A 16,633-nucleotide genomic window follows, 5' to 3' on the forward strand; every position below is an offset into this window, starting at 1 on the left:
ACGTTAATGATGGCCAAGTTTCATCGCCGCGTCAATCCAAACCCCAGGCTTTTGCGTTTTGCCCGGGGACTTCAGGGTTTTCTCGATCAGGGCATGTAACCGCGATGTCGCAGTCAGACGCTGCCTACAGGTTCTAATCTTGGCTGTCCCATTGCCACTTTCCAGCTTTCCGCCATGAACCAACTCGACCAGCTCAAAGCCTTCACCACCGTGGTGGCCGACACCGGCAACTTCCTGCAACTGGCCCAGTACGCGCCGCGCGATGCCACGACCAATCCGTCGCTGATACTGAAGGCGGTGCAGTCGCCCGACTACGCGCCGCTGCTGGCCGCCACGGTGGCCGCGCACAGGACCGAGCCGCTGGAGGAGATCGTCGACCAGGTGCTGGTGCGCTTCGGCCTGGAGATACTGAAGGTGGTGCCGGGCCGCGTATCCACCGAGGTCGATGCCCGCCTGAGTTTCGACATGGCCGGCAGCATTGCCCGGGCCCATCGCATCATCGAGCTCTACGAGCAGGCAGGCATCGGCCGCGAACGCGTGCTGATCAAGCTGGCCTCGACCTGGGAGGGCATACAGGCCGCCGCAGCGCTGGAGCATGAGGGCATCCATTGCAACCTGACCCTGCTGTTCTCGTTCTGCCAGGCGGTGGCCTGTGGCGAGGCCGGCGTGCAGCTGATCTCGCCCTTCGTCGGCCGCATCTATGACTGGTACAAGAAGTCGGCCGGCGCGGCCTGGGACGAGGCCGCCAGCTCGGGCGTCAACGACCCTGGCGTCAAGTCGGTGGCGCAGATCTATGCCTACTACAAGAAGTACGGCATCCCGACCGAGGTGATGGGTGCGAGCTTCCGCAATATCGGACAGATCCAGGCCTTGGCCGGCTGCGACCTGCTGACCATCAGCCCGGACCTGCTGGGTCAGCTGCAGGCACTGGACGCGCCGCTCACACGCCAGCTCAGTGCCGAGATGGCTCAGGGCATGAACCTGGAGGCGCACAGCTACAACGAGGCCACGTTCCGCTTCGCGCTGAACCAGGACGCGATGGCCACCGAGAAGCTGGCCGAGGGCATACGCCTGTTCGCCGTCGACGCCGGCAAGCTGGACCAGATGATTGAGTCGCTGAGATGAAACACCCGCGCTGTGACCAGACTCCGGCCTGGGCCGCGCTGAACGCGCATTTCCAGGGCAGCGGCCGGCGCTTCGATCTGCGTCAGGCCTTCGCAGCCGATGCGGCCCGCTTCGACAAGCTGTCGGTGCAGGCGCCAGAGGTGTTTGCCGATCTGTCCAAGAACCTGCTGGACGATGCGACGCTGGCACTGCTGCTGCAACTGGCCCGCGATTGCGGGCTCGAAGCGCAGCGCGATGCGATGCTGGCCGGCGAGGCGATCAACCACACCGAGGGCCGCGCCGTGTTGCACACGGCCCTGCGCGCGCCCGCAGGCTTTGGGCCGCAAAGCGAGCAGGTGCAGGAGGTGTTGGAGCGCCTGCTGACCTATGTGGAGCAGGTGCGCGACACGGCCCGCAGCGGCATGCGCCATGTGGTGCATATCGGCATCGGCGGCAGCGACCTGGGCCCGCAGATGGTCGTGCCGGCGCTGGACTCGTTTGCCCACGGTGAGCTGAAGCTGCACTTTGTCTCGAACGTCGATGGGCACGACCTGGCACCGGTGCTGCGCGGCTTGAGCCCGCATGACACGCTGTTCGTCGTCGCCTCCAAGACCTTCACGACCCAGGAGACGCTGGCCAATGCCCAGGCCGCCAAGGCCTGGTTCCTGGGCCAGGGCGGTACGGACATCGCCAGGCATTTCGTCGCCACGACGACCAACGTCGCCGCGGCGGCGGCCTTTGGCATCACCACCACCTTCGGTTTCTGGGACTGGGTCGGCGGCCGCTATTCGATCTGGTCGGCCATCGGCCTGCCAATTGCACTGGCCATAGGCGCCGACAACTTCCGTGCCTTCCTGGCCGGCGCCCATGCGATGGACCAGCACTTCGCCCAGGCGCCGCTGCAGGCCAATCTGCCGGTGTTGCTGGGCCTGGTTGATGTCTGGTACCGCAACTTCCACGGCTTCGGCAGCCGCAGCGTGGCGCCCTACCACCAGGGCCTGAAACGTCTGCCGGCCTATCTGCAGCAGCTGGAGATGGAGAGCAATGGCAAGGGCGTCGATCTGGACGGCAATGCGCTTGCGTATGCCACCAGCCCGGTCGTCTGGGGCGAGGCCGGTACCAATGGCCAGCACGCCTACTTCCAGATGCTGCACCAGGGCACGGATGTGATCCCGGTCGAGTTCATCGCCGTGAAGACGCCCAACTACGGGCCAGACCTGGCCCCGGTGCTCAAGCCCCTGCTGGCCGATCAGCACCAGAAGCTGCTGGCCAACTGCCTGGCCCAGTCGCAGGCACTGATGCAGGGCAAGACCACCGAGCAGGCGCTGACCGAGCGCGCGCCGACGGCCAGTGCAGCGCTGGACGCGCAGACGGTGGCGCGCCACCGCAGCTTCCCCGGCAACCGGCCCAGCACGACCTTTGTGCTGGAGGCGTTGACGCCGCGCTCGCTCGGCGCGCTGATCGCGATGTACGAGCAGCGGGTCTTCGTCAGCGGTGCGCTCTGGGGCATCAACAGCTTCGACCAGTGGGGCGTGGAGCTGGGCAAGGCGCTTTGCAGCGCCTTGTTGCCGCGCGTGGCCAGTGGCGACGTGAGCGGGCTGGATAGCTCGACCGCGGGTCTGTTGACCCGCCTGCGTGCCTAGTTTTCCTTGGGCTCGTCGCCCTCGTCCGGTTCAGGGTGGGCTTCCACCCTGAACGACTCGCTGGCCCAGGCACCCAGATCGATCATCCGGCAACGCTCGGAACAGAACGGCCGCCAGGTATTCTGCGGCGCAAACACGCTGTCACCGCCACAGGTGGGGCAGCGCACGATGCGCGGGGCAGGGGAGGAGGTTTCGGTGGTCATGCACAAAGCGTCAATTCGAATGAGGTGTCCTTGGAGGCCAGCCTGAGCCGGCCCTCGTCGTCCTGCTGCATCAGCCGTATCGAGACCATCAACCGGTGGCCACTGATCTCCGGGATCAGCCCAAGGCTGCCGTCGATGCGCATGCGCAGCAGCTGGTAGACGCGGCCGGCCGCCAGGCTTTGCTGGTACTGGCCGGCGCTGGCGGCCACCATATGGGGCACGCCGGCATCGCGCAGCAGGCCCAGCAGCACCTGCAGAGCCTCGGCCAGAGGCATCAGCGTGGTCATCCACTGCATCAGGTCCGCGCGGCGCTTGGTCGGCGCGAACTGCTGCCAGGCGAAGTAGGCCGGCAGATCGAACTCGCAGGTGCCGCCCGGGATGTTGATGCGGCTGCGTATGCTCATCAGCCACTCGTTGGCGGTGAGGCTGTGGCCGGCCTTGCCCGAGAGCTGGTTCAGGCCGTTGAAGGCATGGTCGATGCGCGCCACGACCTCGTCGAGTGCCTGCTCCGAGATCGACGGGTTGCCGCGGTAGCTGTTGAGCTGGGCCTTGTGCCGCTCCAGCTCCTTCAGCAGGTCCGACTTCAGATCGGCACGTGAAGCCACGTCCATGACCTCGAAGATCGTCGCCAGCGCGAAGTGGTGATCCATCGGGGCATCGCGCGGTATCAACTGGGCCAGGCGGTCGAACAGGTGTTCGAGCCGCAGCATGGTGCGTATGCTTTCGTTGAACGGGTATTCGTAGAGGACCAAGGCGGCCATTCCTTGTCAGTCAATGCAGCAGGAGAGAGTTCGGGGCCCGACATCGTCGCAGCCAAGCCTGTTGATTGTTTCACAGGGCGCGCATTGGTTCCACGCCGACAACAAGAAATGCCGAAAAGGCTCAACTGCCAGCTGATGGCAGCCAATGGGCATACAGCGCCCGCACCTGCTGCTGCAGCTCGGCCAGGCTCAGACCTTCGTTGAAGATCACCGCGTCGGCGGCGGCACGTCTGTCCTGCCGGGTGGCTTGCTGGTCCAGCACCGCCTGCACCGCCAGGGCCGTCCAGCCGGAACGCCGCATCACCCGCTCGATCTGGGTCGCCTCCAGGCAGTCCACCACCAGCACCCGGTCCACCCGGTCGCGCCAGCGGCCCGACTCGACCAGCAGGGGCACATCGAAGACGATGGTCGCGCTGTTCGCTTTGGCCGCCAGCCTTGAAGTTTCGGCGCCAATCATCGGGTGCAGGATGGCCTCCAGCGCGAGGCGGTTGGCAGCATCGCCGAAGGCCAGCTCCCGCATATGGGCGCGGTCCAGAGCGCCATCGGCACCAATGGCTCGGGATCCGAAGCGTTGAGCAATGGCGGGCAGTGCGGCGCCTCCGGGCGCGGTCAGCTCACGGGCGATCGCGTCGGTGTCAATCAAGGTGGCGCCCAGATCCGCCAAACCCCGAGCGACCGTGCTCTTGCCGCTGCCTATGCCCCCGGTCAGGCCGATGCGCAGCGGCTGAGATCGCGCTAGGCCCATCCCATCCAGCCCAGCACGCGCTGCGGCCCGGCCAGTAGGGCCACCAGTCCGCCGCCGACCAGAAAGGGGCCGAAGGGCACATAGCGGCCCTCGCGCAGGCTGCTGCTCATCTTCATCGCGATGCCGACCACCGCGCCAATCACCGAGGCTCCCAGCACGATGGGCAGAATCATCTGCCAGCCCAGCCAGGCGCCCAGGGCGGCGAGCAGCTTGAAGTCGCCATAGCCCATGCCCTCCTTGCCGGTGGTCAGCTTGAACAGCCAGTACACCGACCACAGCGAAAGATAGCCGGCGCAGGCTCCGATCAAGGCCTGCTGCAGCGGCAGGGTCCAGCCCGCGGCGGCGACCACCAGGCCGGCCCACAGCAGCGGCTGGTTGATCGAATCGGGCAGCAGGGTCGTGTCCCAGTCGATCGCGGCCAGGGCCACCAGGGCGGCGGCGAAGGCACACCACAGCAGGGTCAGCTCCTGTGCGCCGAAGCGCCAGCCGATGGCAGCGAACAGCAGCCCGGTCAGCGCCTCGACGACGGGATAGCGCGGCGAGATTGGCGTCTTGCAGGCCGAGCAGCGGCCGCGCAGGCGCAGCCAGCCGATCAGCGGCATGTTCTCGTGCCAGGCCAGCTGGTGGCCGCAACTGGGGCAGCGCGAGCGCGGCTTGGCAATGGTCAGCGCCGGCAGTGCCTCGACCTTGGCGCTGACCAGGGCGGCCGCGCTGGCCACCTTGTCGGCCTCGGCGGCGCTCAGGCCGGCCAGCTTCTGCAGGGTCGGCTTATCGCCCAGGTGGGCGGCGGCGTCGCCGAGCCATTGGTGCTCCATCATCAGCGGTACACGGTGCACCACGACATTGAGGAAGCTGCCCACGCACAGGCCCAGAATACCCAGTGCCCACGGCGACAACAGGAAATGAATCAGCTCTGCATCCATCCCGTGCTTACACCACTTGGCCGAGCTTGAAGATGGGCAGGTACATGGCGACGACGATGCCGCCGATCATGGTGCCCAGGATGACGATGATGATGGGCTCCATCAGGCTGGACAGGCCCTTGACCATCTCGTCGACCTCATCCTCGAAGAACTCCGCCGCCTTGGACAGCATATGGTCCAGCGAACCGGATTCTTCGCCGATGGACGACATCTGCAGCACCATGCTGGGGAAGATATTGGTCGACTGCATCGAGGTTGTCAGCGAGGAGCCGGTCGAGACATCGCGCTGGATCTGCTCGGTCGCCTCGGCAAACACGGCATTGCCCGAGGCGCCGCCGACCGAGTCCAGCGCCTCCACCAGCGGAACGCCGGCAGCGAACATCGTGGCCAGTGTGCGCGTCCAGCGCGCCACGGCCGATTTGTAGAGCAGGTCGCCGAAGATCGGAATCTTCAGCAGCAGCCGGTCCATGGTCTTCTGCATCTTCTCCGAGCGCTTCCAGCTCTGCAGGAAGAAATAGATGCCGCCACCCAGGAAACCGAATATCAGATACCAGTAGGAGACGAAAAACTCCGACATCGCGATCACCGCCAGGGTCGGGGCGGGCAGGTCGGCGCCAAAGGATTTGAAAACATCCTTGAACGCCGGCACGACGAAAATCATGATCACGGCCAGCACGACAAAGGCCACCACCATCACGCCTATCGGATACATCAAGGCGCCGCGAATCTTGTTTTTCAGCGCAACCGACTTTTCCTGGTAAATGGCCAGCCGGTCCAGCAGCGCTTCCAGAATACCGCCGGCCTCGCCGGCCTCGACCAGATTGCAATACAGCGCGTCGAAATACATCGGGTGCTTGCGAAATGCGGTGGACAAACTGGTGCCGGTTTCCACATCACCGCGAATATCGTTGAGCAGCCGGGTCAGCTTGGGGTTCGGGCTGCCGCGGGCAACGATATCGAAGGCCTGCAGCAGCGGCACACCGGCGCGCATCATTGTCGACAGCTGGCGGGTGAAGATGGCGATGTCTTTTTGCTGGATCGACTTGCCGCCGCTGAGCCGGCGCTTCTTGACCTTGCTGACGAGGATGCCCTGGCGCCGCAGCGTGGCATTGACCATGGCTTCGCCGCCGGCACGGATTTCCCCGCGCACGATCTTGCCGTTGCGGTCCTTGCCTTCCCATTCGTAGACGAATTCCGGAATATTCTTTACCGCCGCTGACGTCGCCATATCACCTCCTGGGGTCCCATCCCCAGCCTGCTGATTGTCCCCGCTGGGGGCTTATTCGTTCGTGACCGAAATCACTTCTTCCAGGGTTGTCATACCCGCCCGGACCTTGATCAATCCCGAGGCGCGCAGGTCGCGCACGCCCTCCTTGCGGGCCTGGTCGGCAATATCCACCGCCGTGCCCAGGGCGAGAATGATGCGTTGAATTGCATCGGTGATGGGCATCACCTGATACAGGCCGACCCGGCCCCGATACCCATTGTTGCAATTCGAGCAGCCCACGGCGCGATAAGGTTTCCAGTTGCCGTCGAGATCCACCTCGGCAAAACCGGCGCGCACCATCGCCTCGCGGGGATAGTCGGCCGGCACCTTGCAGTTTTCGCAGAGGCGCCGCGCCAGGCGCTGGGCGGTGATCAGCAGGATGCTGGAGGCGATGTTGAACGGCGCCACGCCCATGTTCAGCAGCCGGGTGAGGGTGGACGGCGCATCGTTGGTGTGCAGCGTGGACATCACCATATGGCCGGTCTGGGCGGCCTTGATGGCAATGTCGGCGGTGTCCAGGTCACGGATTTCACCGACCATGATCACGTCCGGATCCTGGCGCAGAAAGGCCTTCAGCGCGGCGGCAAAGGTCAGGCCGGCCTTGTCGTTGACATTGACCTGGTTGACGCCGGGCAGGTTGATTTCGGCCGGGTCTTCGACGGTGGCGATATTCACGCCGGGCTGGTTCAGTATGTTCAGGCAGGTGTACAGCGACACCGTCTTGCCCGAGCCGGTGGGCCCGGTGACCAGAATCATGCCGTAGGGCCGATGGATGCAGGCCAGCAGCCGCTCCTTCTCGATCTTCTCGTAGCCTAGCGCCTCGATGCCCAGCTTGGCGCTGGACGGATCGAGAATCCGGATCACGATCTTCTCGCCGAACAGGGTCGGCAGGGTGCTGACCCGGAAGTCGATCGCCTTGTTGCCGAACTTCAGCTTCATGCGGCCGTCCTGCGGCACGCGGCGCTCGGCGATGTCCATGCGCGAGATCACCTTGATGCGTGAGGCCAGCTTGTCCTTGATGGCAATCGGCGGCTGGGTGATCTCGCGCAGCTCGCCGTCAATGCGAAAGCGCACGCGGTAGTGATACTCGTAGGGCTCGAAGTGCAGGTCCGAGGCGCGCATATTGATCGCGTCGATCAGCATCTTCTGCAGGAAACGCACCACCGGTGCGTCTTCCACATCGGTCTGCACATCCGCCGTTTCGGGCGCGGCATTCTCTTCGTCTGTGACGTCGAACTCGAAGTCGCCGCCGGAGATCGACTCCAGCGCCTCGTTGGCGCTGGTCGTGCTGCCCTCGACCAGCTTGGCCAGCTTGTCATGCTCGACGATCACCCATTCGGGCGACAGCTGGGTGGCGAACTTGATGCGTTCCACCGCCTCCTGGTCGGTCGGGTCGGCCCCGGCGATGAACAGGCGGCTGCCGCGCCGGCCCAGCACCAGCACCTGGTACTGGGCGGCGAGCTTGGTGTCGATGATGTTGCGTGGCAGCTTCTGCGTGTCCAGCGCATTCAGGTCCAGCAGCGGCAGGGCCAGCGCATGGGCCAGCGTGTGTGCCAGTTCTGTCGGCGAGACCGCACTGGCCGCCATCACCGCCGCGACGAAGCTGGTCTTTTTCTCCTTGGCGCTGCGCGCCAGTTCCTCGGCCGCCTTGGGCTGCAGCTTGCCGGCATGCACCAGCACCCGTGCCACACCGGACAGTGTGGAATGCAGGGGTTCGGCAAGGGGAGTTTCCACGTGGGGGGCTGCGCTTTCGGAATCAATGCAGTGGATGGAGAATCATCGCCGTATCAGGCGCACTGTACATCGTGCAAAACGCGAAGACGCGGCGCCGTGGCGCTTCTGCACATGCTGTTTTCGACCTGATTGATGCCGACTTGATGCGGCCAATGCGCAGATATGCGGCAGGATAGCGCCTCAGATTCGCCATTGCCTACGATGCGGTTGCCGCCGGGAGCCAACGGGAGGCCAGTATGTCCGAGCCCAAGGATTCGCCCACGCAGCAGTGGGCCAGCGAGATGGAGGTCATCCTTCATCAGGTGTCGAGCGAGCCTGTCGTCGCGGTCGCCGTTGACGGCAGCGGTGGCAAGACATCGGAGCCGCCCGTGACCCGGGCCGATCCCGATGCCGCCCTGAGGGAGGCATACCCCGGGGCACTGCGTGCCGCCGAAGCGGCGGTCCTTCTGCTGGTCCATCCGGCCCTGGTGAAGGACGCCGAGAAGATCAGCTCCGACTTCATCTCGGCCGCCAAGGCGAAAGCCGGCGGCGCTGCCTGGCGCGAGGCGATGGCGCTGCTCGACAAGGTGGCGCCGGCCTGCGAAGTCGCCAGGCAGGAGGGCCTGGCATACGATCAGGCGCTGCTCGCCGCCGACCAGGCCGTCGCCCTGCTGGCGCAGCCGGTGGTGAAGAACGAGGCCCTGCACATCAAGACCACCTTGATAGAGGCCGCCAAGACCCAGGTCAACGTCACCGGCGACCGGGCCGGCGCGTTGGGTCTGCTGGGCCAGGTCGCCGCTGCCTGTGCGGCGGCGAAGGAGATTGCAGACAGGTATGCAGCGGCCTTGCAGGTGGCCGAAGACGCGGCCGCGGCACTGACCCACCCCGTTGTCGCACCCGAAGTGGCGCTGCTGAGGATCGAGACCATAGAGGCCGCCAAGACCGCCGCCACGGCGGGCGACTCGGGCACCGCCATGACCCTGCTGGCCCAGGCGGGCAAGCGCTGCCAGCTGGCCAAGGTGCACACCCAGCGCTATGTCGATGGTCTGGCGCTGGCCATCAACCGCTTCAACTGGATGTATGGCCAGTGCAAGGGCTGGAGTGATGGCTGGGCCAGCGAATTCGGCAGCCTTCTGCTGGGGGTCGCGGATGTCATACCAGACATCGCAGCAAACAATCTCACCGCGGCAGAAGCCAAGGCGACGGCTGGCGAATACCTGGATGCCATGGCGCTGCTGGAAGCATTGGAAAAACGGGTCAACGCCGTGACCAAGACCAAGGGCGAAGCCGACGCCTTTTATCAGAAGTGGAAGGCGAGCGACCAGCTCCTCAAGGCATCCTACGGCACGGCTTCGGTCTTCCCTGTGGCTGCGCCAGTCATCCTGACCCGCATCAACAGTGTCAAGGCGCTGGTGCTTGATCAAGGTGTCGCGACCGCCCGCCTGGGCAACTATGTCGCCGCATCGGACGCGCTGAAGCCCTTTGACGCGCAGTATGCCGCGGTACAGGCGCTGCTGGTCCAGCACCAGGACTTTCAGACCCAGCGTGCGGCAGCGGTGAGCCGCATCGACTCCTTGAGCCACGGCGATGTGGCGGTCGACAAGGCCCAGATCACCACCAGCCGCCTGACCGCCGCAGACGCCAAGGTCGTGTCCGGCGACTATGCCGAGGCGCTGGCCCTGCTGGCCAAGGTCGATGGCGAATGCACGGCGATCGCCGGCTATGGAATCGCGCTCACCGCGGCCAAGGCGGCGGTGGCGCTGCTCACCGATCCCGTCGTGGCCGGTGACAGGGTCCGCATCCAGAGCGAGCGCATCGATGCCGCCGTGGCCCTGGCGGCTGCCTTGGACCACGCCGGCGCGACGCTGCTGCTGGGCAAGGTGGCGGCTGAATGCGACGCCGCCAAGGCCGTGGTCACCGGCGCGGGCGAGGCCGCGGCTGCCCATGGCGCGGCGCAGGCACCGATTGCGGGCGTCTTGACCGCGCCCGAGCCGGCCTTCAAGGCGGTGGAGGACATGGTGGCTGCGCTCGATGGCCTGGGCGAAGTGATCAAGGACGACCGCGAGGCCATCCGCGCCACAATCGCCCTGGCCCGGGCCGCCGTGGCCAAGCCGGAGGACGGCGGTGATCCCAAGGCCCTGCTTGAGCAAGCCGCCAATGCCTGCCTTCCGGCCCGCGCCGTGGCCGACAGGCACGGACAATACCTGCTGGCCCTGGCCGATGCCGAGTTGCAGCTGGTCGCCCTGGCCGAGCCGCTGATTGCCGTCGACAAGGACAAGATCGGGCTGGACCGCATCACCAAGGCCAGGGAGGACATCAAGCCCCCGGCCCGGGACTATGCCGGCGCGCTGGCCGAACTGGCCAAGGTGCCGGCCGACTGCGCCAAGGCCAAGGCCGTCGTTGCGCAGGACGCCGCCTACCAGACCGCCCTCACCGCCGCCAAGCTGAAGGCGGCCGCCTTGACCGAGCCGCTGGTCGCTGCCGACAAGCTGAAGATCGACACCGACCTGATCGCTGCCGCGCAAACCAAGGTGACCACCCGGCTGTATGCCGAGGCGATGGAGCTGCTGGCCAGGGTGGCCGGTGCCTGCGACGTGGCGAAGAAGGTCGTTGCAGACGAAGCCGCCTACCGGCTCCAGCTGGCGCCGGCGAAAGCCAATCTTGCCGAGCTGAATACCCAGATCGGCCTTGTCGAGGCCTTGTTTGGCGTGTGGCAGGCGAAGCGGGATATTGCAGCCGCCATCCAGCTCAACCATGTGGATGCTGCCGAGGCGCTTGCCCTGGCTCGCGACTTTGCCGGGGCCGTGGCCCTGCTGGCCAGCGGCGAGCTGCAGACCGCCACCGCAACCAAAGACACCACGGACTATTACTGGGCCGGTGGCTCGCTGCACTATGCCAATCAGGCCATCGCCGCGCTGGAAGCTCATGCTGGGGTCGCTGCGGTGGCCGTCGAAATAGCCGCCCTCAAGACCCGGTATCTCAACGGCGAGAATCTGCGTGCCGGCGGCAAGTACGCAGCCGCCCGTCAGGTGGGCTTGGAGATTCAATGGGCCTGCCCGCCCGCAACCAAGATCGCCGTGCTGCATGAGGCCTATCTGCCCAAGCTCGCCGCGGCCAAGACGCGCATGCTGACCTGCACCGGGCTGGTGAGCGGGCTGTCGCCCGCGGTGGCGCTGATCTCCGACAGACTCAAAGACCTCCAGACCCGTTGGCTGGATGCCGCCGAGACCCATGCCAAGGGCCGCGAGTACGCGGGCGCCACCCAGCTGCTCGATGCGGTCGATGCCCAATGCACGGCGCTCGAAACCCTGGTCACGGATCACGGCAGCTACGTCACCGCCCTGGCCGCTGCCGAAAGCGAGTTGGTGCCGCTCACCCAGCCGGTGGTGGCCGCCGATGTGGAGCGCATCCGGCGGGACCGCATCGAGGCGGCCAGGAGCGCGGCGGCGGGCCTGGACTACAAGACCGCCCTGCAGCTGCTGGGCAAGGTCAAGGCCGAGTGCGACACCGCTGCGGCCGTGGCGGCCGGGCATGCTGCCGTGGCCAAGGGCGGCGCGGATGCGAAGCTGCTGCTCGACGGCACGGCCGAGGGCAGTGCAGCAGCCTGGCTGGAGGCCGAGAAGCTGCTCAAGGGACTCACCGAACGACATGCAGCCCGGGCAGCGATCAAGGACCGCACCGATCCGATCGGGCAGGCGCTTGCCGCGGCCAAGGCGCTGGCGCCGGCCGAGGCCAAGCCCAAGATCGAGGCCGTCGTCGACCAGTGTGTGGCTGCCCAGGAGGTGGGTGACCGACATCTGGAGTACGGCAAGGCGCTGCTCGCCGCAGAGGCCTTGGTCAATGGCTTGACCGAGCCGAGCATGGTGACCGACAAGGCCCGGATCACGCTCGACCGGATAGACGCGGCCAAGGCCAAGGCCCTGCTGCACGATTACCGTGGCCCCGTCGGCCTGCTGGAGCCGGTGGCCAACGAGTGCGCTGCCGCCACCGCGCTGGCCGAGCAGTTCACCGGCTACAGCGACGAGCTCGTCAAGGCGCAAGCCACGCTGGATGGCCTGAACGCGCTGACGCCGCTGGATCCGCACATCGGCGCCGACGTGCAGAAAATCCTCGACGAGTGCATCACCGCCGCCAAGACGCTGGCCCTGCCTGCGACCCGGGACTACGCTGGCGCACGCAAGCTGCTGGCCAAGGTGGCCACACGCTGCAAGGGCGCGGAGCTGAAGAAGAGCATGCTGGGCGGGACCGATCCGACCAAGGGGGATGTCGATGCCATCCTGGGCATGGATGGCGGCAAGCAGCTCCTCGACGATGTGATCGCCCATCTGCCGGCCACGACCAAGCGCTCGGTGGTGCAGGCGGCGATACAGGCCCGCTTCAATGTGGAACTGAAGAACTACACCAAGGATGGCGTGCTCAAGCCGGACACCGAGGCACATCCCACCACGCTGAAGAAGCTCTACCAGCTGATGGCCATGGTGCCGGATGTCCATACCGAGGGCATCAAGATCGATCGTTACGGCGGCAGGAGCTTCGAAAAGGCCAACCAGGACCGGGGCTCCCTCTATCAGCCCGGCGTGGCCAGGGTCGTGCTGAGCTGCGGCCGTGCCAAGGATGGCGATCCCCATCCCCTTGCCAATTCCGTCTATGCGCTGCCGGACGTGGAGCCCGAATGCGAGCTGGTACCCGACAGCGCCACGTCGCCAGCGCCCAAGTACTTTGACTGGACCTCCCTGCATGAGCTGGGCCATGCGATCGACGACAAGAAGCAGTTCATGGCCAGCAAGGAAGGCGACGCGGAGTTCGGCGGCTGGCGCATGCATGGCCGCGATGTGACGCCGCTGGCCGTCGCGGCGGCAGCCAAGTTCAACTACCCGGCGCAGGACTATCTGATCGAGTACCTGTTGACCAAGGGCGGCACGCCCCCGATGCCGGACCCCGCGCGCCTCGATTGGGCCGGCTGCAAGGCCCAGGCCGAGGCCTGGTGCGATGCCGTGCGCGTGGACAAGCAGCTGTGGGAGCTGGGCAGCGAAACCAAGAAGCGCGCCATCGGCGACCGGGTCTACCACGAGGCCTATCCCGGCACCTGGGTCAGTTACGACCTGGCCGCCCGCAGCAAGGGCATCACCGGCTACCAGTTCCGCGCGCCGGCCGAGTGGCTGTCCGAGCTCTATGCTGCCCACCGGATGGAAAAACTGAAAGCCAGCCATCCGGCGAATGCCTGGCTTGCCTCCCTCTAGCCGACCGGACGGGAACTCTCCATGTCACTCTTCAAGCAGCAAGTCATCGCCTGCCCGGCCTGCGGCAAGCCGGTCGATTTCAATGTGGCCTACAGCGTCAACGCCGACCGCCGGCCCGATCTGCGCGATGCCGTGTTCGACGGCAGCTTCCAGCGTCAGACCTGCGGCGCCTGCCAGGAAAACTTCAGCCTGGCGCCGGAGCTGAACTACCTGGACACGGGCCGCGGCCAATGGCTTGCCATCCACCCGGCGGACGCCATAGACGCCTGGAAGGCGATCGAGGCCCAGGATCTGGCCGTCTTCAACCGGTCCTATGGCGACCGGGCCGTCGGCGTTGCCCGCGAGCTGGGCGCCGGACTGAAGGCGCGGGTCGTGTTCGGCCTCGCCGCCTTCCGGGAGAAGCTGCTCGCGGCCGAAGAGGGCCTTGACGACGTCGATCTGGAACTGCTGAAGATGGCCATCGTGCGCAAGTCGCCCGAATTGCCGATGGGGCCGGGCGTCGAATTGCGCTTCGTCGAAGTCACCGTCGACCAAAGCCTGGTCTTCGCCTGGCTGGATGCCGACAACGAGCAGGTCATCGAGATGTTGCAGATCTCTCGCCAGAGCTATCGCGAGATCGCCGATGACCGCAGCGACTGGCAGCCGCTGCGCGACCAGCTTTCGGCCGGTCTCTTCGTCGACATGCGTCGGCTGCTGACCGGCGGCGCAGCTTGAAATGAGCAAACGGCTTGCCCGGTTCTCGGGGATAGCGGAAACTCCATCGCTGTCGGCCCTGCCCATGCAGGACCGCGCACCCATACAGCCGGCCTCAGTGACATTCCAGGAGCCCATAGGTGAGCAATAAATACCTGACCGAGAAGAGTTGGTCCGACTTCAGCAAGAAGCTGGACTATGAAGACAAGGCCTGGCTGAAGGCCCTGGCAGCACTCTCCAAGGCCGAGAAGGCCGGCCCGGAGGAGCAGCTCAAGGCGCTGGACGAGGTGCAGGAGGAGGCCGACGACCTGCTCAAGAAGAACAAGGCCGACAAGCCGCTGGCCGCCTATCTGAAGGATGTGGACGCCGCGATCAAGGACGAGCGCAAGAGCCTCGAGAAGGAGATCGAGAAGGCCGAGAAGGAGGCTCAGGAGAGCGAGGGCGAGGAAGAGGAAAGCCCGACCCTGCTGACCACCAAGATGGTGCCGCTGCTGCGCGAGGTGCGCAAGGGCGTGGTGCTGAAGGCGATGATCGCCGTGGCCGGCAAGGACTGTGTGGTGATGGTCTCGCGCAAGCCGATCGGCCCGCCGCGGCGCAAGCTGCTGACCACCGAGCTGGGCACAACCAGCGGCGTCAAGTTCGTGACGGGCGAATGCATCTTCGAGCAGAACTCCCACACCTTCGTCCTGCTGACCCAGGCCGCCGGCATGGCCAAGAAGATCAAGGAGGCGCTGCTGAAGCAGACCGAGCAGCGCTACAAGATCCGCGTGCGCGGCGAAGACCCCAACGACATCGACGACGACGGCGAGCCGGCCGAAAGCGGTGCCGACCAGGACGATGACGAAGACGAGGACGGCCCGATCACCGCCGAGCAGGCGCAGTACGAAGAAAAGCTGGTGACGCTGGAGCCGCTGTACCTGAAGGCGATGAAGGAACAGCGCCCGGATGCCCAGCGTCTGCGCGGCGTGTTCGAGTTCATGGCAGGCAAGGCGACGACGCGTGACTGGGTCGGCGCGCTGAAGTCCATGGCCATGCTCAACACCATGCTGGGCAACCCGGTCGATCTGGCCAAGGCGTCAATTCCGCCCGCACCGCCTCGGCCGACCGCCGGTGGCGAGGTGAAGCCACCGGCCACGGCCACCCCCGTCGACCCCAATGACCCGGGCCAGAAGTTCAACACCAGGCTCGCCGCCCTGCTGCCGCGCATCAAGGGGGCGCCGCCCGAGGCGGCCACCGACATCAAGCTCAAGGTCAGCGAAGCGGGCATGTTCGCGCGCAAGAAGGAGTTCGACTCCGCCAACGGCCTGCTCGATGCGGTGGAGAAGCTGCTGGGGCAGGGCGGTGGCGCCATCCCTCCGGCGCCGCCACTGCCGGGCGATGCCCCCGCCGTCAAGCCCACTGCCACGGGCGGCGACGAGGGCGCGGCCTTCAACGCCCGCCTGGCCGCACTGCTGCCCAAGGTCAAGGAGGCCATCACCTCCGGCCGCCCGGACGCGCAGGACATCAAGCTCAAGGTCAGCGAGGCCGGCGTGCTCGCCCGCAAGAAGGAGTTCGACACGGCCAACACGATGCTGGCCGAGGTGGAGCAGGCCCTGGCCAAGGTGCAGGCCAAGGTCGAGGAAGATGTCGAGGAAGGGGTGGCCGAGACAGAAACCGAGGAGCAGACAGACGATGCCGCCGCGGCCCGCTATTTCGAGCTGTTCAACCAGCTCGAAGCCGACTACCTGGCAGCCATCAAGGCCAGCGGCAGCGACAGCAAGGACATCAGCGACCGGATCGCGAAGCTGACTCAGACCTGGGGTCGTGCCTCCGATGCGGCCGAGGGCGAGAAGTACGGCGATGCCGCGCAGATCCTGCAGAAACTGATCGACGACGATGTGCTGGCCCAACTGCTGGAGGCCAAGCGCGAGGCTGCCGCCGAGTCCAAGCCCAGCGGCATCGTGGCGCAGCGCAAGTTCATGCTGGAGCGCTGGGCGCGCATTCCGACCGAGCTGGGCGTCGAGCTGCAGACTCTGCGCAAGAGCCTGGAGTCGGCCGGCACCGACGGCAATCCGGCCGAACTGACCGATGCCATCGAGGCCCACCTGGGCAAGCTGCTGGCCGATATGCAGAACCAGCTCGATGCCGGCATCAACGCCGGCAATATGGGCGTGTTCAAGGGCCTGCGCCAGCGCGTCGAGACCGACAGCGTGATCGGCCACCTGCTGAAGGCGCCGTTCATGAACGGCAGCAAGTTCAAGCAGGCGACGCTGGATGCGATGAGCGAGATCGAGGAGGCGCTGACCGTCTGAGAGGGTGAGCGCCTTTCTACTGCGCGGTCGCCATGCGTCGTTGGCCGGAT

The 16,633-nt window shown here is 66.0% G+C and carries 11 protein-coding genes; 5 read left to right on the forward strand and 6 right to left on the reverse strand.

Annotated elements, in window-relative coordinates:
- Window positions 1-174: 174 nt before the first annotated feature.
- A complete protein-coding gene (tal, locus tag DES47_RS21510) occupies window positions 175-1,125 on the forward strand; it encodes a transaldolase (protein ID WP_133702816.1) in 951 nt (316 codons plus the stop codon).
- Entirely contained in the window at window positions 1,122-2,747 is a 1,626-nt protein-coding gene (gene pgi / locus DES47_RS21515) for a glucose-6-phosphate isomerase (protein ID WP_133702817.1), read from the forward strand. Before tal ends, pgi begins: the two co-directional genes overlap by 4 nt.
- Here the strand turns inward: pgi and DES47_RS21520 are convergent.
- From DES47_RS21520 to pilB, 6 genes are all read right to left on the reverse strand, one after another.
- Window positions 2,744-2,950: a DNA gyrase inhibitor YacG gene (locus tag DES47_RS21520; RefSeq protein ID WP_133702818.1), complete on the reverse strand. Its 207-nt coding sequence runs from the start codon at window positions 2,948-2,950 to the stop codon at window positions 2,744-2,746. The genes pgi and DES47_RS21520 overlap by 4 nt on opposite strands.
- Window positions 2,947-3,702 (reverse strand): cell division protein ZapD, encoded by a 756-nt coding sequence (gene zapD / locus DES47_RS21525; protein ID WP_133702897.1) that lies wholly within the window; start codon window positions 3,700-3,702, stop codon window positions 2,947-2,949. The genes DES47_RS21520 and zapD overlap by 4 nt, the downstream gene beginning before the upstream one ends.
- Window positions 3,703-3,832: 130 nt before the next feature.
- Window positions 3,833-4,456, reverse strand: a complete 624-nt coding sequence (coaE, locus tag DES47_RS21530; RefSeq protein WP_133702819.1) for a dephospho-CoA kinase — start codon at window positions 4,454-4,456, stop codon at window positions 3,833-3,835.
- Window positions 4,447-5,379, reverse strand: a complete 933-nt coding sequence (locus DES47_RS21535; RefSeq protein WP_133702820.1) for a prepilin peptidase — start codon at window positions 5,377-5,379, stop codon at window positions 4,447-4,449. The genes coaE and DES47_RS21535 overlap by 10 nt, the downstream gene beginning before the upstream one ends.
- Window positions 5,380-5,386: 7 nt before the next feature.
- Entirely contained in the window at window positions 5,387-6,607 is a 1,221-nt protein-coding gene (locus DES47_RS21540; protein WP_133702821.1) for a type II secretion system F family protein, read from the reverse strand.
- 51 nt (window positions 6,608-6,658) lie between these two features.
- Window positions 6,659-8,380: a type IV-A pilus assembly ATPase PilB gene (pilB, locus tag DES47_RS21545; RefSeq protein WP_133702822.1), complete on the reverse strand. Its 1,722-nt coding sequence runs from the start codon at window positions 8,378-8,380 to the stop codon at window positions 6,659-6,661.
- A gap of 236 nt (window positions 8,381-8,616) precedes the next feature.
- Here pilB and DES47_RS21550 point away from each other — a divergent pair, with 236 nt between their 5' ends.
- The 3 genes from DES47_RS21550 (at window position 8,617) to DES47_RS21560 (ending at window position 16,583) form a co-directional block, all read left to right on the forward strand.
- Window positions 8,617-13,599: a hypothetical protein gene (locus DES47_RS21550; RefSeq protein ID WP_133702823.1), complete on the forward strand. Its 4,983-nt coding sequence runs from the start codon at window positions 8,617-8,619 to the stop codon at window positions 13,597-13,599.
- A 21-nt stretch (window positions 13,600-13,620) separates the two neighbouring features.
- Window positions 13,621-14,313, forward strand: coding sequence for a CpXC domain-containing protein (locus DES47_RS21555; protein ID WP_133702824.1), 693 nt, complete (start codon window positions 13,621-13,623; stop codon window positions 14,311-14,313).
- Window positions 14,314-14,432: 119 nt separating this feature from the next.
- Window positions 14,433-16,583 carry a hypothetical protein gene (locus DES47_RS21560; RefSeq protein ID WP_133702825.1) on the forward strand — a complete coding sequence of 717 codons (2,151 nt, stop codon included), beginning with the start codon at window positions 14,433-14,435 and terminating at the stop codon, window positions 16,581-16,583.
- The last annotated feature ends 50 nt before the right edge of the window (window positions 16,584-16,633 follow it).

Origin of the sequence: Roseateles toxinivorans, assembly GCF_004362525.1 — a bacterium.
Taxonomy (GTDB): Bacteria; Pseudomonadota; Gammaproteobacteria; order Burkholderiales; family Burkholderiaceae_C; genus Paucibacter; species Paucibacter toxinivorans.